The following is a 22,783-nucleotide window of genomic DNA, read 5'->3' as shown; positions in this document are numbered from 1 at the left end:
GTGCGCACAGACTATCCGAAAAAAACCCGAATGACGGATGTCTCAGTTCTGGCGCGCGCTGGCCAGCCGCGCCATGCGCTGGGCGTCGGACAATATGCCGCGCAGCAGCCGGACCTCCTGCTCGGACAGGTCGGCCTTCATGAACAGGCGGCGCAGCTTGCGCATGGCCGATTCCGGGGCACGGCCCTTGTGGAAATCGATCTGGTCCAGGGTATCGCCCAGCTGCCCGAACAACCCCTCCAGCTGGGCGTGGCTGGCCGGTGCCTCGCCGTACCCCGGCTCCGGCGGCGGGGCGGCCTGCCCTTCCAGCTGCGCCATGCGCACCTCGTAGGCCAGTACCTGGACCGCCGCGGCCAGGTTCAAGGAGCTGAACTCCGGATCGGAGGGGATGTGCACGGCGGCGTGGCACAGCTGCAGTTCGTCGTTGCTCAGGCCGGTACGCTCGCGCCCGAACACGAATGCCACCTCCGCCGGTTCGGCCGCCCGCGCCACGGCGCGCTGGCCGGCCACCTCCGGCAGCAGCTCCTCCAACTGCACCCGGCGCGCGCGCGCGGTGCAGCCCAGCACCAGCCGGCAATCGGCCACCGCGTCGGCCAGGGTGGCGAACACCGGGGCATCGCCCAGTACGTCCTCGGCGCCGGCCGAGCGGCGGAAAGCGACCTCGTCCAGCGGCTGCTCCGGGGCCACCAGCACCAGCCGCGACAGCCCCATGGTCTTCATCGCCCGCGCCGCCGCGCCGATGTTGCCGGGATGCTGGGTGCCGACGAGGACGAAACGGATACGGGCGGAAGCGGACATGGCGAAAAAAGTCAGGAGCGGGACAGCCGCAGATGGTAAACTGCGCGGCCGGCCCGTGCGCCGGGACCGCTCTTTTCCTCCGCCAGTCCGACCCATTCGCCTTCACGGGAGCCCTTCGCCATGCAGAAACCCGCCGTCACCGTCATGGTCAAGGCCGCACGCCTCGCCGGCAACGTCCTGTTGCGCAACATCAACAAGCTCGAAGCGCTGAACGTGGTGCAGAAGGGCCGGATGGACTACGCCAGCGAAGTCGATGGTGACGCCGAGAAGGTGATCGTCAAGGAACTCAAGCGCGCCTACCCGGACTACGGCATCTATGGCGAGGAAGGCGGCCTGCAGGGCAACGGCCGGCAGATGTGGGTCATCGACCCGCTGGACGGCACCAGCAACTACCTGCGCGGCTTCCCCCACTACTGCGTGTCGATCGCCCTGGTCGAGAATGGCGAACCCACCGACGCGGTGATCTTCGACCCGCTGCGCAACGAACTGTTCACCGCCTCCAAGGGCGCCGGCGCGGTGCTCAACGACCGCCGCATCCGCGTGGCCGAGCGCAAGGACCTCGACGGCACCATGATCCACACCGGCTTCGCCCCGCGCGAGCGCACCCGTGCCGGCAGCCAGCTCAAGACCGTGGATACCCTGCTGGTGCAGGCCGAGGACATCCGCCGTACCGGTTCGGCGGCGCTGGACCTGGCCTACGTGGCCTGCGGCCGCGCCGACGCCTACTTCGAGGCCGGGGTGAAGGCATGGGACATCGCCGCCGGCGTGCTGCTGGTGCGCGAGGCCGGCGGCAAGGTCTGCAATTACCGCGGCGCCACCCTGGCGCGCATGGACGACAAGGGCCCGGAAACCCAGCAGGTGGTGGCCGGCAACCTGAAGGTGTGCGAGGCGCTGCAGAAGGTGATCGTCAACACCGGCCACGCCGCCGAGTTCGATCCGAAGTTCTGATCCGGCCTTTCCCGCGATCCCGGACGGCGCCTGCGAGGGCGCCGTTTCCGTTTCTGGCATGCCGTCCGCCGCGGCAGCCGCGAACCGGCGGCCCGCGGCTGCGCCCCCATTCAATGTCACCAGATGAAGGCTTTGGCTTTGGCTTTGGCTTTGGCTTTGGCTTTGGCTTTGGCTTTGGCTTTGGCTGTTGCTGGTGCTTTTGCTTTTGACTTACGGGTCCCCTTCCGCAGCGACGGAGCCGGTGGGAAAAACCCGAAGGGCGGCGCGCATGGACGCGCGTCGTTTTTCGACGAGACATGGATGTCTCGTCGAAAAATCCCGCCGGCGCAGTGGACCCAGCCCGCGCAGCGGGCTGGGCGCGTAGGCAGGGCGTGCTTTCTTTGGGCCACGTTTCTTTGCACGAGCAAAGAAGAGCTCTTCAACAGCCGAATGGCTGGTCAAGGTGGCTCGCGCCCCGAAGGGGAGCGAAAGCCTTTGATCCTGTTCCCGCCCTTGCTCTGGCTTTCCCTGGACGTCTGTACCAACGCGATAGTCAAAGGGGCCAAGCCAGAGGCCAAGCATGAAAGCGGAAGCTTGAAAGCAGAGCTTTCGCCCCTGCTTCGCAGGAGCGAGTTACTTCTCTTTGCTCGTGCAAAGAGAAGTAACCAAGAGAAAGCACGCCCCTGCCTCCGCGCCCTCCGTGCCTGCGGCACTCCGGGTCCACTCCGCCGCCGGGATTTTTCTACGCGACATCCCTGTCGCGTAGAAAAACGACGCGCGTCCATGCGCGTCGCCCTTCGGGTTTTTCCCGTCGGCTCCGTCGCTGCGGAAGGGGATCTGAAGTCAAAAGCGCAGGAGCCAAGGCACAAGCAAGAGCGAGAGCGGAAACACTGCTCCAATGAAAAACGCCCGGCACTTGCCGGGCGTCTTTGGGCTACCGCGGGTTGTCGAACCGGTTACGCCACCGTCGAAGAACGCAGCGCGGCGATGCGCTCCTCCAGCGGCGGATGGCTCAGGAACAGCTTCTTCGCCGTCGACCCGGCGATGCCGAACGCCGCGATCTGGGTCGGCAGCGTGCTCTGGCCGTGATTGAGCTTCAACCGCTCCAGCGCGGCGATCATCTTCTGGCGACCAGCCAGGCTGGCGCCACCGGCGTCGGCGCGGAACTCGCGTCGGCGCGAGAACCACATCGCGATCATCGTCGCGAACAGGCCGAACACCATCTCCAGCACGAACACGATGATGTAGTAGGCGAAACCACGCCCGCCGTCGCGGTTGCCCGACAGCGCGCTGTCGATGATGCCGCCGACCACGCGTGCCAGCACGATCACGAAGGTGTTGAGCACGCCCTGAAGCAGCGCCATGGTGATCATGTCGCCGTTGGCGACGTGCGCGATCTCATGCCCCAGCACCGCTTCGGCCTCGTCCTCGCTCATGTTGTGCAGCAGGCCGGTGGACACCGCCACCAGCGCGTTGTTGCGGTTGGCGCCGGTAGCGAAGGCGTTGATCTCGGGGCCGTCGTACACCGCCACTTCCGGCATGCCGATGCCGGCCGCCTTGGCCTGCCGCGCCACGGTGTCCAGCAGCCAGCGCTCGGTCGCGTTGCGCGGCTCGGTGATCACCACCGCGCCGGTGCCGCGCTTGGCCATGAACTTGGACAGCAGCAGGGAGATGATGGAGCCGCCGAAGCCGAAGATCGCGGCCATGACCAGCAGGCCGCTCATCTGCGCCGGGTTGACGCGCAGCACCGACATCACGATGCCTGCGAGGACCAGCACGGCAAGGTTGGTCAACAGGAACAGGCCAATACGGGTAAACATGCGGAAGGATCCGGTTGGGGTTGGATGAACGCGCTAAATCTGCGGTGCGGACAGGTTGAATTCAAGCGCGATTCTGACCGACGATTCAGCTTCGATGTACACCTCCCCCTACCGCGGCCGCTTCGCCCCCTCGCCCACCGGGCCCCTGCACCTGGGGTCGCTGCTGGCCGCCTTCGGCAGCTGGCTGCTGGCGCGGCAGGCCGGCGGCCGCTGGCTGGTGCGCATCGAGGACGTGGACCCGCCACGCGAGGTGGCCGGCGCCGCCGCATCGCAGCTGGCGACGCTGGCCGCGTTCGGCCTGCAGCCGGACGAGCCGGTGCAGTACCAGAGTCGCCGCCACGGCCTTTACCGCGCCGCCCTCGAACGCCTGCTGGCCGATGGCAAAGCCTTCCCCTGCCACTGCAGCCGCAGCGACCTGGCCGGCCAGCAGGGCGTCCATCGCCACTGTGTCGCCGGCCGCCAGCGGCCGCACCCGGCGATCCGCCTGCGGGTGGCCGACGACAGCCTCGTCGGCTTCGATGACGCGCTCCAGGGGCGCTTCGAACAATGGGTGGATCGCACGGTCGGCGATGTCGTGCTGCTGCGTGCGGACGGTTGCTGGGCCTACCAGCTGGCGGTGGTGGTGGACGATGCCGCGCAGGGCATCACCGACGTGGTGCGCGGCGCCGACCTGCTCGACTCCACACCGCGCCAGATCCTGCTGCAGCGGGCGCTGAGCCTGCCCACGCCGCGCTACCTGCACCTGCCGCTGCTGCTCGACGCGCACGGCGCCAAGCTGTCCAAGTCGCTGGCCGCGCGGCCGGTGGAGGCCGCCGACCCGGTGCCGACGCTGCGCTGGCTGTGGGCCGCGCTCGGCCAGGAGCCCGCCGAGCTGGCGGGCATCGACGCGCTGCCGGCATTGCTGCAGCGCGCGGCGGCCGCGTTCCAGCCGGGCCGGCTGCGCCGCGCCCCCATCCCCGCCTCGCCGCCGTTGCCGTGAGCGCGCCCGGTTCACATAGAATCGAAGGTTCCCCAGCGCCTGCGCCTGGAGCGCACCCCATGACGACATCCCGTATTGCACTGGTCACCGGCGGCACCGGCGGTATCGGCACCGCGATCTGCCAGCGCCTGGCCGACCAGGGCCATCGTGTCGCCACCAATTTCCGCAACGCCGACAAGGCCGCGCTGTGGCAGGAGCGGATGCGCGCCCGCGGCTACGACATCGCCCTGTTCCGCGGCGACGTCTCCAGCCCCGACGGCGGCCGCGAACTGGTGCAGGCGGTCGAGGCCGGCATGGGACCGGTGGAGATCCTGGTCAACAACGCCGGCATCACCCGCGACACCACCTTCCACCGCATGAGCGCGGAGCAGTGGCACGAGGTGATCAACACCAACCTCAACTCGGTGTTCAACGTGACCCGCCCGGTCATCGAAGGCATGCGCCGGCGCGGCTGGGGCCGGGTGATCCAGATCAGCTCGATCAACGGCCTCAAGGGCCAGTACGGCCAGGCCAACTACGCCGCGGCCAAGGCCGGCATGCACGGTTTCACCATCTCCCTGGCACGCGAGAATGCCGGCTTCGGCATCACCGTCAACACCATTTCCCCGGGCTACGTGGCCACCGACATGGTGATGGCGGTGCCGGAGGAAGTACGCGCCAAGATCATTGCCGACATCCCCACCGGGCGCCTCGGCAAGCCCGAGGAGATCGCCTACGCGGTGGCCTTCCTGGTGGCCGAGGAAGCCGCCTGGATCACCGGCTCCAACCTGGACATCAACGGCGGCCACCACATGGGCTGGTGAGCCCGCCGCGCCCGCCACGGCCCGGCCGGCGGCCAATGCTGCGCAGCATCGCAGCGATGCTGCACGCCGCCGCGCCCCCTTCCCCGGGGCATGCCCCCCTGTACTTTTGGCGGTTGCAAGGCCTGTTGCACTGCGCCATGCTGCGCCCCTACCGTGAAGGAAGAGTGACTGCTTAATGGCTGCGACCCGCATCATCAAGAAGTATCCCAACCGGCGGCTCTACGACACCGAGATCTCCAGCTACATCACCATCGAGGACGTCCGCCAGCTGATCCTGGACGGGGAGGACTTCGAGGTACGCGACGCCAAGAGCGGCGAGGACCTGACCCGCTCGGTGCTGCTGCAGATCATTGCCGACAAGGAGCAGGACGGCGAGCCGATGCTGTCCACCCAGCTGCTGAGCCAGTTGATCCGTTTCTACGGCGATTCGCTGCAGGGCTTCATGGGCAACTACCTGGAGCGCAGCATGCAGGTATTCCTGGACCAGCAGCAGCAGTTCCGCCAGCAGATGGGCAACCTGCTCGGGCAGACGCCGTGGGCGATGATGAACCAGCTCACCGAGCGCAACCTGGAGCTGTGGCAGGAATTCCAGCGCAGCATGGGCGCCGGCTTCGGCCGCCCGCCGGCTGCCGGCGGCAAGACCCCCGAGCCGCCGCCCGCGCCACCGCCGGCCGGCAAGACCCGCGGCAACCGCTGAAAGCACGAAGGCCGACGCAAGCGTCGGCCTTCGCATTTGGGTGGCCGCGGCCGCACCCCCGGCCTGGCAGCGCGCGCCTCAGTTGCGGCTGCGGGCCGCTGGCGCCGTTGCCGCCGGAGCACGCCGCGCCGGATGCGTGGACGGGGTGCAGGCCGAACAGATCCGCTCGACCCTGTAGCCGCGCGCGCGCAGCTTCTCGACCACGCCGTCGCTGCCGAGCAGGTGCAGCGCGCCGACCACCACCAGGGTCGCGCCCGGCCCGGCCTGCAGGCGCTCCTGCAGCGGCGCCAGCCAGGCATCGTTGCGCTCGGTGTTGATGCGCCGGTACAGCGCCGGATAGTCGCGTTTCATCTGCGCGGCCATGTCGCGCCACAGGGTCACGTCATCGCCACGCCGCCAGGCGTCGTGCAGGCGCCGGCTCTGTTCGTCGCCCTTGTCCACCTGCTCCAGCGCCTCGCGCAGCAGCTGCCGCTGCTCGTCGCCACTCATGCCGTCGAGCATGGCGATCTGCGCCGCCGCGCTTTCCAGCCCCTGCGCCGGCTTGCCGGCGGTGGCCGCGCGCGCCATCAGGTGCCGGTCCAGCCCCGCCTGCGCATCCAGCCCCTGCCGTGCCATCTGCCCCAGGCTGATGGTCAGCCCGACGAACCAGGGCTTGAGCCCGGCCAGGCGATCGATCGGCAGCCCGTTGGCGGCGGCGTAGTCCTGCAGCCGCCGCCAGGTATCGGCATCCAGTTCGTCCTTGAGCAGGCGGCCATCGCGGCGCAGTGCGGCCTGCGCCATCTGCGTGGCCAGCGCCGGCGAGTTCATTTCTTCCGGCGCCAGTTCAAACAGCAGCTGGCTCGATGCGTCGAAAGCCGCGTCCACGTCCGCCGACAGCGGGTAATCGTCGGCCCTGAGCAGGTGGAACGAGCCCAGCAGGTAGAGTTCGGCGCCCCTGGGGCCGCTCGCCTTCCACAACAGCGGCACCGGCGGTGCCTTGGCCGGGGTGGCGGCCGCCGGCGCCTGCCGCGCCAGCGACGGCGCCGGCGCGCCCAGCAGCATCACCGATCCCAGCAGCAGCGCCGCGGCGCGGGCCATCCATTTCATGTCGCGTGTTCCTGTGCGGGTTTGACGTAGGTTTTCTCGCCGGCCTCGACCGGCAGGTCCAGCCGGTTCTCCGGCGGCGGCAACGGGCAGGTGGCGAACGGGGTGAACGCGCACGGCGGGTTGTAGGCGCGGTTGAAATCGATCAGCACCTGGCTGTCGCCGTCGGGCGCGTCCAGGTCGATGTAGCGGCCGGCGGCATAGCTGCCGTGGCCGCTGGTGCGGTCGGCGAAGATCACGAACAGCGCCCCGCCCGGCTCGCCCAGCGCCTGCAGCCGCCAGGTGCGGCCATCGCGCTCGAACTCGATGGCGCCGGCATTGGGCTGTTCGGTGGTCAGGCCGGTGATGTCGACCACCGGCAGGGTCGTGCCGGCGGCGTGCGGCACGAAGCGCGCGGTGATGCGCCAGGACGCATCGGCCGGCCAGTACTCCAGGTGGCCGAAACCGGTGCGGGCCGGGGCGTCGGCGTGCCGCACCCGCAACGCGTGGCGCGGCCCGCGATGGATCAGGCTCAGCGTGCCCTTGCCACCGTCGAAGGTGATCGTGGTGGGGCTGGGCGCGTCATCGGCATGGAACGGGATGCGGCCTTTCACCGGCTTGCCGTCGACCTGTACCGCGACGCCGCGCTCGGGCGTGAACCAGTAGCGCCCCGCCGCGTGCGTCACCATGCCCAGCCGCGGCGGCCCCATCGCCAGGCGGATGCCGCTGGTGCTGCCGCTGCCGATGTAGTGGGCCTTCAACTCCAGCCAGTGCAGGCCGACCAGGCTGGTCCAGCCATCGGGCTGCAGCAGTTCGGCCTGGCGCTGTTCGCGCCAGATGTCGTTGTTCATCAGGAACGCCGGATCGAAGCGCGGCGCGTCGGGAGCCGGCGCCGGCCGGTCGCCGCCACCGCAACCGGCCATCGCCACCAGCAGCAGCGCCATGCCCACCCATCGTTTCATCGTCAACGCCCCCGCAGGAACCAGCGGTCGATCTCCGCCAGCGAAAAGCGCGCCCAGGTCGGGCGGCCGTGGTTGCATTGCCCGGAGCGCTCGGTGGTTTCCATGTCGCGCAGCAGGGCATTCATTTCCGGAACCGTCAACCGCCGGTTGGCGCGCACCGCGCCATGGCAGGCCATGGTCGAAAGCAGTTCATCGCGCGCGCTGGCCACGCGCCGGCTCTGGCCGTGTTCGCGCAGGTCGGTGAGCACGTCGCGCAGCAGCCCTTCCGGTTCGGCGTTGGCCAGCAGTGCCGGAATGCTGCGCACGTGCAGCGAACCGGGGCCGGAGCGGGTCACCTCGAAGCCGAGTTCGGCCAGCGTCGCCGCCTCGCGTTCGGCGGTGTCGGCGTCGCGTTCGCCCACCGCCAGGGTGATCGGCACCAGCAGCGGCTGCGCATGCAGGCCGATGCCATCGTGCGCGGTCTTCAGGCGCTCGTAGCCGATGCGCTCGTGCGCGGCATGCATGTCCACCACGATCAGGCCGTCGGCGTTCTCGGCCAGGATGTAGATGCCATGCAGCTGCGCGATGGCGTAGCCCAACGGCGGCACGCCGCTGTCGGCGGCGGTCGCCGGCAGCCCCGAAGTGCCGCCGGCAGGCGTACCCGGCGGCGTGGCATCGGCCGGCGTCGCATACAGCGCGGCATAGGCCGACGGCGCCTCGGCCACCTGCAGTCCCAACGGCGACTGCCGCGGTGCCCAGCCGCCACCACCACCGGCGCCGCCCGACGGCCGCGACAGCAGATAGCCGGCGGCCTGCCCGCCCGCCGCCTGCGGCGGCAGGGCCGGTGCAGCCGCCAGCCCGGCCGCCGGCTCCAGGCCCGCGCGGGTTTCGGCCAGCGCATCCTTGAGCGTGCGGTAGACGAAATCATGGATCAGCCGCGCATCGCGGAAACGCACTTCGTGCTTGGCCGGATGCACGTTGACGTCCACCCGCGCCGGGTCCAGTTCCAGGAACAGCACGTAGGCCGGCTGGCGGCCGTGGTAGAGCACGTCGCCGTAAGCCATCTTCACCGCATGCGCGACGCTGCGGTCGCGTACCGAGCGGCCATTGACGTACAGGTACTGCTGGTCGGCGCTGGCGCGCGAGTACTGCGGCTGCGCGATCCACCCGTGCAGGCGCAGGCCGGCCGCGCTGTGGTCCACGCGCAGCGATTGCCGCGCGAAGTCCTCGCCCAGGGTTTCGCCCAGGCGCGCATCGGAGTACAGGTCGCCGGGCTTGTAGCGGCGCGACGGCTTGCCGTTGTGCGACACCCGCAGTTCCACGTCCGGACGCGCCAGCGCCAGTGAACGCAGCCATTCCTCGATATGGCCCAGTTCGGTGCGCTCGGCGCGCAGGAACTTGCGCCGCGCCGGCACGTTGTAGAACAGCTCGCGCACTTCCACGGTGGTGCCCGGCGCATGCGCACGCGGCGTGACTTCACCGATCTTGCCGCCCTCGATCTGCAGCGCGGCGCCGTGTTCGTCCTGCGGCTGGCGCGACGCCAGGGTGAAGCGGCTGACCGAGGCGATCGACGGCAGCGCCTCGCCGCGGAAGCCCAGCGTGGCGACCGACTCCAGGTCGTCGAGCGAGGCGATCTTGCTGGTGGCATGGCGCGACACCGCCAGCGGCAACTGCGCCGCGGCGATGCCGCCGCCATTGTCACGGATGCGGATCAGGCGCACGCCGCCTTCCTCGAGGTCGATGTCGACGCGGGTGGCGCCGGCATCGAGTGCGTTCTCGACCAGCTCCTTGACCACCGACGCGGGGCGCTCGACCACTTCGCCGGCGGCGATCTGGTTGATCAGTATCTCGGGGAGCGGACGGATGGTGCTCATGCCGCGCGTTCCGGGAAACCAGCGGGGCGCAGCAGGGGAATGAAATCGCTATCTCGCATCGCTAGATGATAGCCGCCCCGCCACCGCGTGTAGCAGCCAGTCGCCCCTCACCCCGCCAGTGGCGGCACTGCGCCCGGGGCACGGGAGGGGCGGGTCGATGACGGATGCGATCCGAATGACTGCAGCCGCCGGACAGGATGCGCAGCGCTGGCGCGCGCCGTGCTTACTTGCTGCCGCCGGCCACGGTGCCCGCGGCGGCTTCCATCTCGGCCTGCGCGCGCGCGGCGAACAGCGTGCCCGGCGGCGGCTGCCGGCTGAAATAGGTGTGCACGCCGTCGAGCACGGCACCGGCGACGCGGCGCTGGTAGGCCGGGTCGGTAAGGCGGCGCTCCTCGTCCGGGTTGGAGATGAAGGCGGTCTCCACCAGCATCGCCGGCATGTCCGAGGTGCGCAGCACCGCGAAGTTCGCCCGCTCCAGGTTGGGCTTGTGGTTGTTGCCGATCCGCTTCAGCCCACCCAGCACGTGGCTGGCGGCATCTTCGGAGGCCTTCATGTTGCCGCTCTGGGCCAGGTCCAGCAGCACGTTGGCCAGGGTGCCCTCGGTCCGCTGCAGGCTGACGCCGCCGATCAGGTCGGCCGCGTTTTCCTTGTCCGCCAGCCAGCGCGCGCGCTGCGAGGACGCGCCCTTGGTGGAAAGCACGTACACCGACGAGCCGGTGGCGGCGCGGTTCTCCGCCGCGTCGGCATGGATCGAAATGAAAATGTCGGCCTTGGCCGCGCGCGCGCGCTGGGCACGCTGCGGCAGCGGGATGAACACGTCGGTGTCGCGGGTCAGGTAGGCGCGCAGGCCGGGCGTGGCATTGACCTGCCGCGCCAGCTCGCGCGCCACCGCCAGGGTGACGTCCTTCTCGCGCTTGCCGGTCGGGCCGATCGCCCCCGGGTCCTGGCCGCCATGGCCGGGATCGATGGCGACCACCAGCGTGCGCATGCCCGGCTGCATGCGGATGCGCGAAGCATCGCTGGGCATGACCGGACGCGGGGCCGGCTGTTCGTCGGCCGGTACCGGTGCAGGCGCGGGTGCCGGGGTCGGCGCAGTCGCCGAGGCGACCACGGCCGGCACGCTCGCCTGTCCGTTGAGGATGGCAGCCGGCGAAGGCGTGTTCGTGGTGGCCACCGCCGTCGTGGTGGGCACAGGGGTGTTGACGACGGCAGCCGGCGGGGCAGGCGCGGCGGACGCCTGCTGCACCACCGCCGCGGTCAGTGCCGCCGTGGCACGGGCGGCCTCGCGGCGCGCCTCGGCGCTGCCGGGCTGCGCCGGCAGCGGGGTCGCGGACGCATTCACCGTCACCGGTCGGGTACTGGCGCCGCTGGTCTCGCCGGGCCATTCGATCAGCAGCCGCGACTCGGCGCCCTGCCCCTGCAGCTGCGGCTTGAACGCCACCACCGACTCGGCCAGGTCGAACACCACCCGGAACGTGCCCGGCGCCGGGGTCCCGGTGCGCACGGCGGTGACGACACCGGCGGCGGGCGGCAACTTGAGCCCGCGCACGGCGGTCGAATCCGGGAAATCCACCACCAGGCGGTTCGGCCCGGCCAGCGACAGGGTCTTGTAGCTGCCACCGCCGGCCAGCTGGATCTCGGCACGGGTACCGGTGCTTCCGGCCTGCACGGCGACGCTGCGGATCTCACCCGCCCACGCCGAAGCGCCAGCCAGGCAGAGACCGGCGACACAGGCAGACAGGGCGATCAGGCGGCTTCCCTTGAGCATGGGCGGATTCAATCACCGGAATTGCGTAATTGCAACACCTTTTCCCTTAATAATCCGCAACCTGCCACACTTTCCTTCCATCAGGCGGCAGGAAACCCCTGCAAGTGGCCCGATTGCCCCAGGCGCGACAGCCATGCCTGGCCGGCCGGGGAGCAGGCCTGCAGCCGCGCCCGGCGGCCCGCACCGTGCATGTCCAGCGCCACCCGCAGGTCCAGGGGCGGCAGTGCCGCGCCGCCCCGCTCCGGCCATTCGACCAGCCACAGGTCGGCCTCGGCCTCGTCCAGGCCCAGGAAATCCAGTTCGCCGGCATCGCCGATCCGGTACAGGTCCAGGTGCCAGGCCTCGCCGGCCGGCAGCGGGTAACGTTCGACGAGGGTATAGGTGGGGCTGCGGATCGCCCCCTGCACGCCGAGCGCCCGCAGCAGCGCGCGCGCCAGGGTCGATTTGCCGGCACCCAGGTCGCCGTGCAGGTGGACCACCGCCGGCGTCGGCCGGGTCGCGGCCAGGGCCGCGCCCAGCTGGTCGGTGGCCGCGGCATCGGGAAGGAACAGTTCGATCATGGCCGTCATTATGGATTGGCACGGGCGCGCAGGTGCGGCAGCAGGTCACGCGGCAGGAGCCCGCGCTGGCCCTCCGCGGCCGCCGCGTCGCCGGCCAGGCCATGCAGCAGCGCGCCGGTGCTGGCTGCGTCCAATGGCGACAGGCCCTGCGCCAGCAGCGCGGCGATCACCCCGGTCAGCAGGTCGCCCATGCCGCCCACCGCCATGCCCGGATTGCCCGCCGCGATCACCCGCGGCCGCTGCCCCGGCGCGGCAACCACGGTGCCCGCGCCCTTGAGCACAACCACCGCCGAAAACCGTTCCGTCAGCGCCTGTGCCGCGGCGAAACGGTCGCGCTGGATGGCGGCGGCGTCGACCCCAAGCAGGCGCGCCGCCTCTCCCGGGTGCGGCGTGAGCACCGCTGTGGGCAGCGCTCGCGGCTGCTGCGCCAGCAGGTTCAGCGCGTCGGCATCCACCACCAGCGGCCTGCCGCCGTCCACCGCCGCCAGCCACAGCCGGCGCCCCCACTCGTCCTGGCCGAGCCCGGGCCCGAGTGCGACGACACCGGCACGCGCCAGCAGCGGCGCCAGGTCGAATGCGTCCTCCACCGCATGCACCATCGCTTCCGGGCAACGTGCCAGCAGCGGCGCCACGTGCGCCGCGCGGGTGGCCGCGCTGGCCAGCCCCGCACCGCTGCGTAGCGCAGCCTCGGCGCACAGCATCAGCGCGCCACCGCTGCCATGGTTGCCACCGACGCACAGGACGTGGCCGGACTCGCCCTTGTGGGTGTTGAGGCGCCGCGGCGGCAACTGCGCCGGCAGCCGCGCCGCGCTCCAGCGCGATGCGGCCGGCGCCACGCCGTCAAACGCCTGCGCGGGAACATCCAGCGCATCCAGCAGCCGCTGCCCGGCGTACTCCAGCGCGGCGCCGGTGTGCAGGCCACGGTGCGGCACGATGAACTGCAGCACGCGCGCGGCATGGATCGCCGCGCCCGGCACCGCGCCGCTGTCGGCGTCGACGCCGCTGGGCACGTCCAGCGCCAGCACCGGCGCGGCGGCGGCGTTGACCGCGGTGATCAGCCGCGCGGCCTCCGCATCGGGCGCGCGGTCCAGGCCGATGCCGAACAGCGCGTCGACCACCAGGTCGGCATCGCGCAGGCAATCGGCGGCAAGCTCCACCTGGCCGCCAACGGCCAGGTAGTCGGTACAGGCACGCTGCGCCAGCGGGGTGCGTGGCGCGTGCCCGGGCAGGTGCAGCACGCACACCGCGCGCCCGGACTGGCGCGCCAGCCGCGCCAGCACATAGCCGTCGCCGCCGTTGTTGCCCGGGCCGCACACCACCACGATGCGCCGCGCCTGCGGCCAGTACTGCAGCGCGCACTGCCAGGCGGCCTGGCCGGCGCGCTGCATCAACAGGTAGCCGTCGCCACCGAGCGCGGCGGTGGCCTGCGCGTCGATGCGGCGCGCGGCGGCGGTATCGAACAGTCCATCGGGCTGGCTCATGCCCGCGATTCTATACTTGCGCCATGCCTGGAGCCGTTGCCACCGCCGACATGGCGCAGCTGTCGCTGCGCATCCGCCAGCTCGCGCGCGAGGCCGGCTTCCAGCGCTGCGGCATCAGCGGCGTCGACCTGGGCGAGGACGCGGCGCACCTCGCCGACTGGCTGGGCAAGGGCCTGTACGGGACCATGGAATGGATGGCGCGGCACGGCGCGATGCGCGCGCGGCCGCAGGAGCTGTTGCCGGGCACGGTGCGGGTGATCTCGGTGGGGCTGGACTATGGCCACAAGGACGATGCCGCGGCCTGGGCCACCCTGGACGACGCCGAGCGCGCCTACGTGGCGCGTTACGCGCTGGGCCGCGATTACCACAAGCTCATGCGCAACCGCCTGCAGAAGCTGGCCGGGCGCATCGCCACCGAAATCGGCCCCTTCGGGTACCGCGTGTTCGTCGATTCGGCGCCGGTGCTCGAACGCGCGCTGGCGCGCAACGCCGGGCTGGGCTGGATCGGCAAGCACACCTGCCTGATCGACAAGGACGGCGGCTCGTGGTTTTTCCTCGGCGAGATCTACATCGACCTGCCGTTGCCGGTGGACGCCCCGGCCAGCGCGCACTGCGGCAGCTGCACGCGCTGCATCGACATCTGCCCGACCGCGGCGATCATCGCCCCGCACCGGCTCGATGCGCGCCGCTGCATTTCCTACCTGACCATCGAGCACGAGGGCGCCATCCCGCTGGAAATGCGCCCATTGATGGGCAACCGCATCTACGGCTGCGACGACTGCCAGCTAGTGTGCCCCTGGAACAAGTTCGCGCGGCGCACCGACGAGCCGGACTTCCGCGCGCGCAACGACCTGGACACGGCGACCCTGCCGGAGCTGTTCGCGTGGGACGAAGACGAATTCCTGCGCCGCACCGAGGGCAGCCCGATCCGCCGCAGCGGCCACGAACGCTGGCTGCGCAACATCGCCGTGGCGCTGGGCAACGCGGCGCCCTCGCCTGCCGCGCGGCAGGCGCTGCTCAGCCGCCTGGACCACCCGTCCGAACTGGTGCGCGAACATGTCGCCTGGGCGCTGCGGCGCCACGATCCGCGGCAGGATCCCGGCTAGCGGCGCAGGCACCGGCCTCGGCGACATTGGCTTTAGCGCCCGCGCGCGGGAACAATAGCGTCCCGTTCCCCGCGCCTGCCATGGACAACGTCCTCAGCCCCAGCCAGCTCAACACGCTCGCCCGCGACCTGCTCGAGGGCGCGTTCCCGCTGGTGTGGGTGGAAGGCGAACTCGGCAATGTCAGCCGCCCCGCATCCGGGCACCTGTACTTCACCCTGAAGGACGCACGCGCGCAGGTGCGCGCGGCGATGTTCAGGCCCAAGAGCCAGTGGCTGAAGTTCGTCCCGCGCGAGGGCCTGCGCGTGCTGGCGTGCGGCCGCCTGACCCTGTACGAGGCACGCGGCGAGTACCAGCTGGTGCTGGACCACATGGAGGAAGCCGGCGAAGGCGCGCTGCGCCGGGCGTTCGAGGCGCTGCGGGCGCGGCTGCAGGCCGAAGGCCTGTTCGACCCGGCACGCAAGCGGCCGCTGCCGGCGCATGTACGCCGCCTGGCGGTGATCACCTCGCCCAGCGGCGCGGCGGTGCGCGACGTGCTCAGCGTGCTGGCGCGGCGCTTCCCGCTGCTCGAGGTGGAACTGTTGCCGACCCTGGTGCAGGGCGAGGCCGCGGCCGCGCAGATCACCGCGCTGCTGCGCCGTGCCGACGCCAGCGGCCGCTACGACGCGATCCTGCTGACCCGCGGCGGTGGTTCGCTGGAAGACCTGTGGGCGTTCAACGACGAACAACTGGCACGGGCCATCGCCGCCAGCACCACGCCGGTGGTCTCCGCGGTCGGCCACGAGACCGATTTCAGCCTGTCCGATTTCGCCGCCGACCTGCGCGCGCCGACACCGTCGGTGGCCGCCGAGCTGCTGGTGCCGGACCGGCGCGACCTGGATGCGCGCCTGCGCAACCTGCAGCGGCGGCTGGCACAGCTGCAGGCGCACGCGCTGGGCCAGGCAATGCAGCGCGCCGACCGCGCCGCGCTGCGGCTGCAGGCACAGGGCCCGCAGGCGCGGCTGGCGCTGCTGCGCCAGCGCCAGGAGGCGATGCATGCGCGGCTGCGCGCGGCGTGGCAGCGGCAGCTGGAACAGCGCCGCGCGCGGCTGGCGCATGGCCATTCGGTACTGCGCGCGGTGCAGCCGGCGCAGCGGCTGGCGCTGTTGCGGCGGCGCCTGGACGCGCTCGCTCCGCGCGCGCAGGCGGCCATGGCCCGGCACCTGCAGCGCGATGCCCTGCACCTGCGCGGCATCGCCCGGTCGCTGGAAGCAGTGAGCCCACTGGCCACCGTGGCGCGCGGTTACGCGATCCTCACCCGCGCCGACGACGGCGCGCTGGTCCGCTCCACCGCACAGCTGCGTGAAGGCGACGCGCTGCGCGCGCGCGTGGGCGACGGCGTGGTGGACGTACGGGTCGTTGCCGCCGAGCAGACCCCGTAGATGCGGGGCTCGCCCCCGCAGGGGCCTTGCCGATTAAGCGCGGTGCCGGGCAAGCACGGCATCGACGAACACGCAGCCGACGCAACCATGCAGATGCCCGCATGAGCGTCGGCGACGGCGTGCTTGACGTGCGGGTCGTTGCCACCGAGCAGATCCGGTAGATGCGGGGCTCGCCCCGCATGGGCCTTGCCGATGAAGCCCGGTGCCGGGCAAGCCCGGCATCGACGAGCAGACAGCCGACGCAACCATGCAGATGCCCGCATGAGCGTCGGCGACGGCGTGGTGGACGTGCGGGTCGTTGCCGCCGAGCAGACCCCGTAGATGCGGGGCTCGCCCCGCATGGGCCTTACCGGTGAAGCCGCAGGACAGGCAGGGGCCGCTCAGCGCGCCTGCGCGCTTTCGCAGAACCGCTGGCGGTATTCCATCGCCTTGGGCATCAACGCCTGCAGGTTCTGGATCCGGGTGCCGGGATTGGGATGGGTCGAGGCGAACTCCGGCGGCGCCTGGCCGCCGCTGGCCGCGCCCATGCGCTCCCACAGCGGCACCGCTTCCTGCGGGTTGAAGCAGGCCGCGGCGGCCAGCATCAGCCCGACTTCGTCGGCCTGGGTTTCGTGGCTGCGCGCGTACGGCAGCAGGTAGCCGTAGCCGAACGCCGACATCAGCATCTGTTGCTGCTGCGCGTCCATGCCACCGGCGGCACCGGCCATCTGCCCGATCTCGGTCAGCTTCTGCTGGGCCATGCGCTGCGCACCGTGGCGCAGCAGCGCGTGGGCGATCTCATGGCCCATCACCACCGCCATCGCGTCGGCGTTGCGTGCCACCGGCACCAGCCCGGTATAGACCGCCATCTTGCCGCCCGGCAGGCAGAACGCATTGGCCTGGTCGGACTGCAGCACGTTCACTTCCCAGTCGAACGACCGCGAGAAGTGGTTCGGCGGCTGGCCGTGCTCGGTGGCCAGCGCGGTCTCCACCGCGTCGACCTTGGCGATCAGGCGCTGGGCGATCTCGCGGATCTGCCGCGCCACCTGCGTATTGGGATCGACCGGCCGCTCCTGCGCCAGGATCTGCTGGTAGGCCTGCAGGCCCAGTGCCTTCTCGCCCTCGGCGTCGAGCGTCTTGTCGATCAGCACCTTCTCGCCGGTATACGGGTCCACGCTGCGGTTGCCGAAGTAGTAGCAGCCGCCATAGACCGCGAAGCCGATCAGGATCAGCCAGCGCAGGCCGCCGCCGATGCCGCGCCGGCGCGGGTTGCCTTGGTTGCCCAGCGGATCCTGTCGCATTGCATGTCTCCATCGTCTGGAAGGGGCCGAGCGCGAAAGCGGGCCGGCCCGGACAGCACACCCCGGCGCCGACCGCAGCATGCCTGAAACACGCCGCCACGGTAACCGGACAAGACCATCGCACTGGTCACGGTGATGAGCAGGCGAAATCGCTGCAGGCGGCCAACGCCACGGGGCTGCGGGAGAACGGCGGCACCGGGCGGCACGACCCGGCAGCCATCCCAACGTGCCCGCATACCCAGCACCGCCGCGAACAACAGGCGGCCCGCGCCACGCCGGGAAACCGCCGGGGCGACCCGCCGCCGGGCGAAGCCCCCCGCCCCGCGAGCCGCGGCTTTCGCGCCGGGAATCAACGTGGCACCGCCCGCCGTCCCGCGTGCGCCGCTTCAGATGCCGCGCACCAGGCGAAAGCCGATGCGCGCGCTGGTCACGTCCGAATCCTGCGACAGCCGCCACGCCGCGCGGGTCTGCTCCGGCGCGTTGGCCCAGTTGCCGCCGCGGACCACGCGCTGGCGGCAGCCCGGGTTGTACCAGGCGGCGCCATCCGGCGGCGCACGCCGGTAGCTGGCGTGCCAGCAGTCGGCGACCCATTCGCTGAGGTTGCCGGCCATGTCGTGCAGGCCCCAGGGGTTGGCGCGGAAACTGGCCGCCGGCGCCTCACCCCAGTAGCCGTCGCCGTACCCGAGGAACGCGTTCTTCCAGTGGCGGCCGCTGGGCGACACATCCAGGCTGCCCGTGAAGTTGCCACTGCCCTCCGGCGGCACCCCGGCGTCGCCCCAGGGATAACGGCCGGTGGTGCCGGCGCGCAGCGCGTATTCGAACTCGGCTTCGCTCGGCAGCCGGTAGTGGCGGCCGGTCTGCGCCGACAGCCAGGCCGCGTACGCCTCGGCGTCGCGCACGCTGACATGCATGACCGGGTTGTCCGGCGGTGCCTTGGCGCCGTTGTAGCCGGCCTGCCAGTCGGCGCCGTTGCGGCGGACGAAATTGCCGCTGCGCTCGTCGTAGACGATCGAATGCCCGCGCCGGGTCGCGCGCGGGCGCGCCTTGGTCGCCGCCACGAAGCGGCCGAACTCGGCCACGGTAACCTCGGTAATGGACATGGCGAAGCCACGGTCGAAGCGCACGTAATGCTGCGGGCGTTCGGCATCGCTGGCGCCCGGCTCGGCATAGCCGGCGCCCATCTGGAAGCCGCCGTGCGGCACCACGATCATCTGCGGGCCGCGCCCGCCGTCCTGCAGAGCGTCGCTGAACACCTGGCCGGGGCGGAAACTGCCGTAATGGGCGACCAGGTCGATGCGCTGCCGCAGCACCGCCACCGCCGCGTCGCCGGGCGCGGCGATCCGCAGCGCCTGTTCGAGCTTCTCGCGCGCCGCCTTCAGCCCGCTGGGCGTGGTCAGGTCGCGCAGGCCGCCGTCGCGCAGTGCGGCCAGCTGGGCCATGCGCATCGCCTCGATCCGCACCCGCGCATCGGCCACGGTGGGCGCGTCCTCGCGGATGCGCGAAGCGCGTTGCAGCCACTCCAGCGCCTCATTGAAATCGGCATGCGCGGCGGCGTCCTCCGCCTGGCGGATCAACCCGCTCTCGACCGCGGCCAGGCCCTGGCGGGCACGGCGGTTGCCGGGGTCCAGTTCCAGTACCTGGGCAAATGCGCCGGCGGCCAGCGCCGGGCTGCCCGTGCGCAGCGCCTCTTCGCCCGAGCGGTTCAATGCCAGCAGGCGCCGCGCCACCTGCACGCGCTGCTGCAGTTCGCGCTCCGTCTTGCCTTCCGGGGCCAGGTGCGCGAGCACCGCGGCCTGGGTGGCCGCACTGGCCAGCGCCCGGCGCTGGTCGTCCGGCTGTTCCAGCAGCGCGCGGGCCGAAGCCAGCAGGCGCGCGCGGGCCTTGTCCAGGCCGCGCCGCGCCTCGCGCTGCTGCGGCTGCAGCGCCAGCACCGCCAGGTACAGGGGGATGGCATCGTCCGCTTCCTGGTACAGCCGGCCCTCGGCCAATGCTGCGCCCGCGCGCTTGAGCGCGTCGCGCACCCCTTCCGGCTGCAGCTCCACCGGTGGCGGTGTCCATACCGGCAGCGGCAGCGTGGCCGGATCCGGCGCGGCCGCCGGGGGTAGCGCCTCCGCCGCGACCGCGGGCACCGGCTCGGCCTCGACCGGCTGTGGCGCGGTGGCCGCAGCCGGCTCCTGCCTGCAGGCGGCGCACGCCAGCGCGATGGACAGGGCCAGGCAGGCCAACGGGCCGGTTGTACGCAAACTTCCTCCCATACAGGCTCTGCGCGCTCGGGTGCGCTGCGACGTTAGGCTATTCTCGCCTGCCTGGGCAAACCCTGCAGTTGATGGATTGAACGTGGCTCACTGGATCAGACACCCCGCCGAACTTGAAGAACGCCTTCGCCAGCGCCCCGACCGCATCGGCTTGGACACCGAATTCATCCGCGAACGCACCTACTGGCCGCAGCTGGCGCTGGTGCAGATGGCGGTGGGCGACGAGATCCTGCTGATCGACCCGCTGGTACCCGGCATGACCCAGGCCCTGCGTCCGTGGCTGGAGGACGACTCCATCCTCAAGATCATGCACAGCGCCAGCGAGGACCTGGTGGCATTCAAGTGCGCCTGTGGCGCCCTGCCGCGGCCACTGTTCGATACCCAGATCGGCGCCGCCCTGGCCGGCATCGGCGGTGGCATGGGCTACCAGAAGCTGGTCGCGCAGGTCACCGGCGTGGTCCTGCCCAAGGGCGAGACCCGTTCTGACTGGATGCGCCGGCCGCTGTCCGATGCCCAGCTCGAGTACGCCGCTGACGACGTGGAGTACCTGTTCGCGCTGCACGACGCGATCGACGCGCGGCTGCGCGAACTCGGCCGCCGCGAGTGGCTGCAGGACGACGCCCGGCGCCTGCTGGCGTCGGTCGAACACGACGAAGGCGAGCGCTGGCCGCACCTGTCGATGCGCGCGGCGCAGTTCCTCGAGGCCGACGCGCAGCGCCGCCTGCTGCGCCTGTTGCGCTGGCGCGACCAGCAGGCCCGGCAAAGTGACCGGCCGCGCAGCTGGATCCTGGACAACGAACTGGCCACGTTGCTGGCACGCACGCCGCCGGCCGACTACGACGCGCTGCTGCGCCTGTTCGAGCGCTTCCCGAAGGCCCCGCGCAAGCTGGCCCAGGCCGTGTGGCAGGCGCTGCAGACGCCGCTGGCCGACGAGGACCAGGCACCGCAGGCGCTGGCCGCCAGCGACGGCAACAAGGCCGCGCTCAAGCGCCTGCAGGACGCGGTGGCCCGCCGTAGCGCCGAGCTCGGCCTGCCCGACGGCCTGCTGGCCTCGCGACGCCACCTGGAAGCGCTGCTGGAAAGCTGCGACTGGCCCGCCGCGCTCGGCGGCTGGCGCCGCGACCAGTTGCAGGCACTGCTGCAGCCCCTCTTGGCGACGACGCCGGCATCGCGTTAGAATTCGCTGGCGATGTGAGGCAGTCACACGGCTGACGGGGTCCCGCCCCCACCCAGCGCACTGCATTCACAGGAAGTACGGGGCCATAGCTCAGCTGGGAGAGCGCGTCGTTCGCAATGACGAGGTCGGGAGTTCGATCCTCCCTGGCTCCACCAAAACAAAAACCCCGGGTATCCCCCGGGGTTTTTTCTTGCCTGGCGACCGGTGCGGCCCGGCGGCGGTGCCGCTCAGTTCCCCGGCACGTACACCTCCACCCGGTTGCGGCCGCCGCGCTTGGCTGCGTAGAGCATGTCATCGGCGTTCTTGAACACGGTGCCGACGTCGGCGCTGCTCTCCGGCCAGGCGGCCACGCCCAGCGAGACCGTGACCCGGTCGACCGGCGCCATGTTGGCCCGCTCGATCTGCAGCCGGAGCCGCTCGGCGACCTGCGCGGCACTGGCCACCGAGGCGCCCGGCAGCAGCAGCACGAACTCCTCGCCGCCCACGCGGCAGGGCGTGTCGTCCACCCGCGAGATGTCCTGCATGTGCATGGACAGCTGTTTCAGCACCAGGTCGCCGACGTCGTGGCCCCAGGTGTCGTTGACCCGCTTGAAGTGGTCGATGTCCAGCGACACCACCGCGAACGGCGTGCCGCGCTCCTGCAGCTCCTGCACCCGCGCCTGCAGATGGCGGCGGTTGCCCAACCCGGTCAACGGGTCGGTGTTCACGTCCTCGCGCAGCTTGCTGATGCTCTTCTGAAACAGGCCGATGCCCAGCAGCATGGCCTTTTTCAGCTCGCGCGATTCGAAATACCAGGAGCGCACCGAACGGATGCGCTGCGGGGTGCCGGGCTGGTCCATGTGGCGCGCGCCGTCGGCCAGCATACGCAGCGGGTGGGCGATGATGCGCGCGCACCACCACAGCAGCAGCACGGTGGCCACGGCCAGCGGCAGTGTCTTGACGAACACCGTGCGCATCAGCGAGGTCAGCGGCGCCAGGGTGACGTCGCGCGGGCGCTGTGCGATCACGCCCCAGCCGGTCGCCGCGACCGGCGCGTAGCCGGCCAGCATGGTCGTGCCCTTGCTGTTGACGAGGGTGGCCGTGCCGCTGCCGCCACGGGTCACCTCGTCGACCGCGGCGTTGCCGTTCACCACCTTGCCGACCCGGCCCGGGTCGGGGTGGTAGATGATCCGCCGCTCGCCATCGACCACGTACAGGTAGGAACCATCGCGGTAGAAGTGCCGGCCCAGCAGCCGGTCCAGGATGTTCTCCTTCTGCAGGTGGATGGCGCCACCGATCGCGCCGAGGAAGCCGCCGCGCGGGTCGCGGATCGGGCTGACCATGAGCACGATGAAATTGCCGGCTGCCGACAGATACGGCTTGCTGATCAGCGGCTGACGCGACCGGATCGATTCACGGACCGCGGCGCTGGCGAGGGTCTTGCCCTGCAGCTGCAGCGTTTCCGGCGAGGTCGCCAGCACCTTGCCGGCATCGTCGAAGATGACGATGGAATTGAAGCTCTTGCTCATCAGCCGCAGGCGGGCGGCTTCCTTGTCGAGCCGGTCGGCATCGTCCATCTGCCCGGCCAGCAACTGGGCGGTGTAGTCCAGCTGCAGCTGCGCGGACTGGACGAAGTCGTCGGTGCTCTTGGCGAGCTTGGTCGCGTACGCCAGGTTGCTTTCAAGGGTGCTGTCGATCAGCTGCTGCCGCTGCACCTGGTAGCTGGCATGCAGCGTCTTGGCGAACGGCAGGAAAGCACCCAGCAGGGCCAGGGCCAGTATCAGCTTGCGCAGGTCCATCGCCGTCGTTGCCCTCCCGCGCCGGGATGCCCGATCCACCGGACCGTCGCCTGCAGTGA

General features: G+C 71.0%; 18 protein-coding genes and 1 tRNA gene. 8 read left to right on the top strand and 11 right to left on the bottom strand.

Annotation, left to right across the window (positions count from 1 at the left end):
* Window positions 1-42: 42 nt before the first annotated feature.
* A complete protein-coding gene (locus B1L07_06920) occupies window positions 43-798 on the bottom strand; it encodes an RNA methyltransferase (GenBank protein AUZ54873.1) in 756 nt (251 codons plus the stop codon).
* A 120-nt stretch (window positions 799-918) separates the two neighbouring features.
* Between B1L07_06920 and B1L07_06915 the strand changes: the two genes are divergently transcribed.
* A complete protein-coding gene (locus B1L07_06915; protein ID AUZ54872.1) occupies window positions 919-1,746 on the top strand; it encodes an inositol monophosphatase in 828 nt (275 codons plus the stop codon).
* A gap of 935 nt (window positions 1,747-2,681) precedes the next feature.
* On the opposite strand, the gene B1L07_06910 is transcribed toward B1L07_06915, so the two are convergent.
* Entirely contained in the window at window positions 2,682-3,545 is an 864-nt protein-coding gene (locus B1L07_06910; protein ID AUZ54871.1) for a zinc metalloprotease HtpX, read from the bottom strand.
* A 94-nt stretch (window positions 3,546-3,639) separates the two neighbouring features.
* On the opposite strand from B1L07_06910, the gene B1L07_06905 reads away from it, so the two are divergent.
* The 3 genes from B1L07_06905 (at window position 3,640) to B1L07_06895 (ending at window position 6,024) form a co-directional block, all read left to right on the top strand.
* A complete protein-coding gene (locus B1L07_06905) occupies window positions 3,640-4,524 on the top strand; it encodes a tRNA glutamyl-Q(34) synthetase GluQRS (protein AUZ54870.1) in 885 nt (294 codons plus the stop codon).
* A gap of 59 nt (window positions 4,525-4,583) precedes the next feature.
* On the top strand, window positions 4,584-5,327 hold the full coding sequence (locus B1L07_06900; protein ID AUZ54869.1) for a beta-ketoacyl-ACP reductase: 744 nt from the start codon (window positions 4,584-4,586) through the stop codon (window positions 5,325-5,327).
* A gap of 175 nt (window positions 5,328-5,502) precedes the next feature.
* On the top strand, window positions 5,503-6,024 hold the full coding sequence (locus B1L07_06895; protein ID AUZ54868.1) for a polyhydroxyalkanoate synthesis repressor PhaR: 522 nt from the start codon (window positions 5,503-5,505) through the stop codon (window positions 6,022-6,024).
* A 78-nt stretch (window positions 6,025-6,102) separates the two neighbouring features.
* Here the strand turns inward: B1L07_06895 and B1L07_06890 are convergent, their stop codons facing one another.
* From B1L07_06890 to B1L07_06865, 6 genes are all read right to left on the bottom strand, one after another.
* Window positions 6,103-7,110, bottom strand: coding sequence for a hypothetical protein (locus B1L07_06890; protein ID AUZ54867.1), 1,008 nt, complete (start codon window positions 7,108-7,110; stop codon window positions 6,103-6,105).
* Window positions 7,107-8,048, bottom strand: coding sequence for a hypothetical protein (locus B1L07_06885; protein AUZ54866.1), 942 nt, complete (start codon window positions 8,046-8,048; stop codon window positions 7,107-7,109). The genes B1L07_06890 and B1L07_06885 overlap by 4 nt, the downstream gene beginning before the upstream one ends.
* 2 nt (window positions 8,049-8,050) lie before the next feature.
* On the bottom strand, window positions 8,051-9,901 hold the full coding sequence (locus tag B1L07_06880; GenBank protein ID AUZ54865.1) for a DNA mismatch repair protein MutL: 1,851 nt from the start codon (window positions 9,899-9,901) through the stop codon (window positions 8,051-8,053).
* 223 nt (window positions 9,902-10,124) lie between these two features.
* On the bottom strand, window positions 10,125-11,669 hold the full coding sequence (locus B1L07_06875) for an N-acetylmuramoyl-L-alanine amidase (GenBank protein ID AUZ54864.1): 1,545 nt from the start codon (window positions 11,667-11,669) through the stop codon (window positions 10,125-10,127).
* Between the two features lie 80 nt (window positions 11,670-11,749).
* Window positions 11,750-12,229: a tRNA (adenosine(37)-N6)-threonylcarbamoyltransferase complex ATPase subunit type 1 TsaE gene (locus B1L07_06870; protein ID AUZ56496.1), complete on the bottom strand. Its 480-nt coding sequence runs from the start codon at window positions 12,227-12,229 to the stop codon at window positions 11,750-11,752.
* Window positions 12,230-12,237: 8 nt separating this feature from the next.
* Complete coding sequence (locus tag B1L07_06865; GenBank protein AUZ54863.1) at window positions 12,238-13,710, bottom strand: bifunctional ADP-dependent (S)-NAD(P)H-hydrate dehydratase/NAD(P)H-hydrate epimerase; 1,473 nt, start codon at window positions 13,708-13,710, stop codon at window positions 12,238-12,240.
* Window positions 13,711-13,733: 23 nt separating this feature from the next.
* Here B1L07_06865 and B1L07_06860 point away from each other — a divergent pair, with 23 nt between their 5' ends.
* Both B1L07_06860 and B1L07_06855 read left to right on the top strand, forming a co-directional pair.
* Window positions 13,734-14,816, top strand: coding sequence for a tRNA epoxyqueuosine(34) reductase QueG (locus B1L07_06860; GenBank protein AUZ54862.1), 1,083 nt, complete (start codon window positions 13,734-13,736; stop codon window positions 14,814-14,816).
* 80 nt (window positions 14,817-14,896) lie between these two features.
* Window positions 14,897-16,234, top strand: a complete 1,338-nt coding sequence (locus tag B1L07_06855) for an exodeoxyribonuclease VII large subunit (GenBank protein ID AUZ54861.1) — start codon at window positions 14,897-14,899, stop codon at window positions 16,232-16,234.
* Between the two features lie 380 nt (window positions 16,235-16,614).
* On the opposite strand, the gene B1L07_06850 is transcribed toward B1L07_06855, so the two are convergent.
* A complete protein-coding gene (locus B1L07_06850; protein AUZ54860.1) occupies window positions 16,615-17,514 on the bottom strand; it encodes a peptidase in 900 nt (299 codons plus the stop codon).
* Window positions 17,515-17,900: 386 nt separating this feature from the next.
* The gene (locus B1L07_06845; protein AUZ54859.1) at window positions 17,901-19,769 is read right to left on the bottom strand and encodes a serine/threonine kinase; all 1,869 of its coding nucleotides are present in this window, start codon (window positions 19,767-19,769) and stop codon (window positions 17,901-17,903) included.
* Between the two features lie 82 nt (window positions 19,770-19,851).
* On the opposite strand from B1L07_06845, the gene B1L07_06840 reads away from it, so the two are divergent.
* The gene (locus B1L07_06840) at window positions 19,852-20,946 is read left to right on the top strand and encodes a ribonuclease D (protein AUZ56495.1); all 1,095 of its coding nucleotides are present in this window, start codon (window positions 19,852-19,854) and stop codon (window positions 20,944-20,946) included.
* A gap of 79 nt (window positions 20,947-21,025) precedes the next feature.
* A tRNA-Ala gene (locus B1L07_06835) sits at window positions 21,026-21,101 on the top strand.
* 72 nt (window positions 21,102-21,173) lie between these two features.
* Here the strand turns inward: B1L07_06835 and B1L07_06830 are convergent.
* Entirely contained in the window at window positions 21,174-22,763 is a 1,590-nt protein-coding gene (locus B1L07_06830) for a diguanylate cyclase (GenBank protein ID AUZ54858.1), read from the bottom strand.
* Window positions 22,764-22,783 lie beyond the last annotated feature (20 nt).

Source organism: Stenotrophomonas acidaminiphila, assembly GCA_002951995.1.
In the GTDB taxonomy this organism is placed as follows: domain Bacteria; phylum Pseudomonadota; class Gammaproteobacteria; order Xanthomonadales; family Xanthomonadaceae; genus Stenotrophomonas; species Stenotrophomonas acidaminiphila_A.
This window is presented reverse-complemented; position numbering and strand designations above follow the sequence as displayed.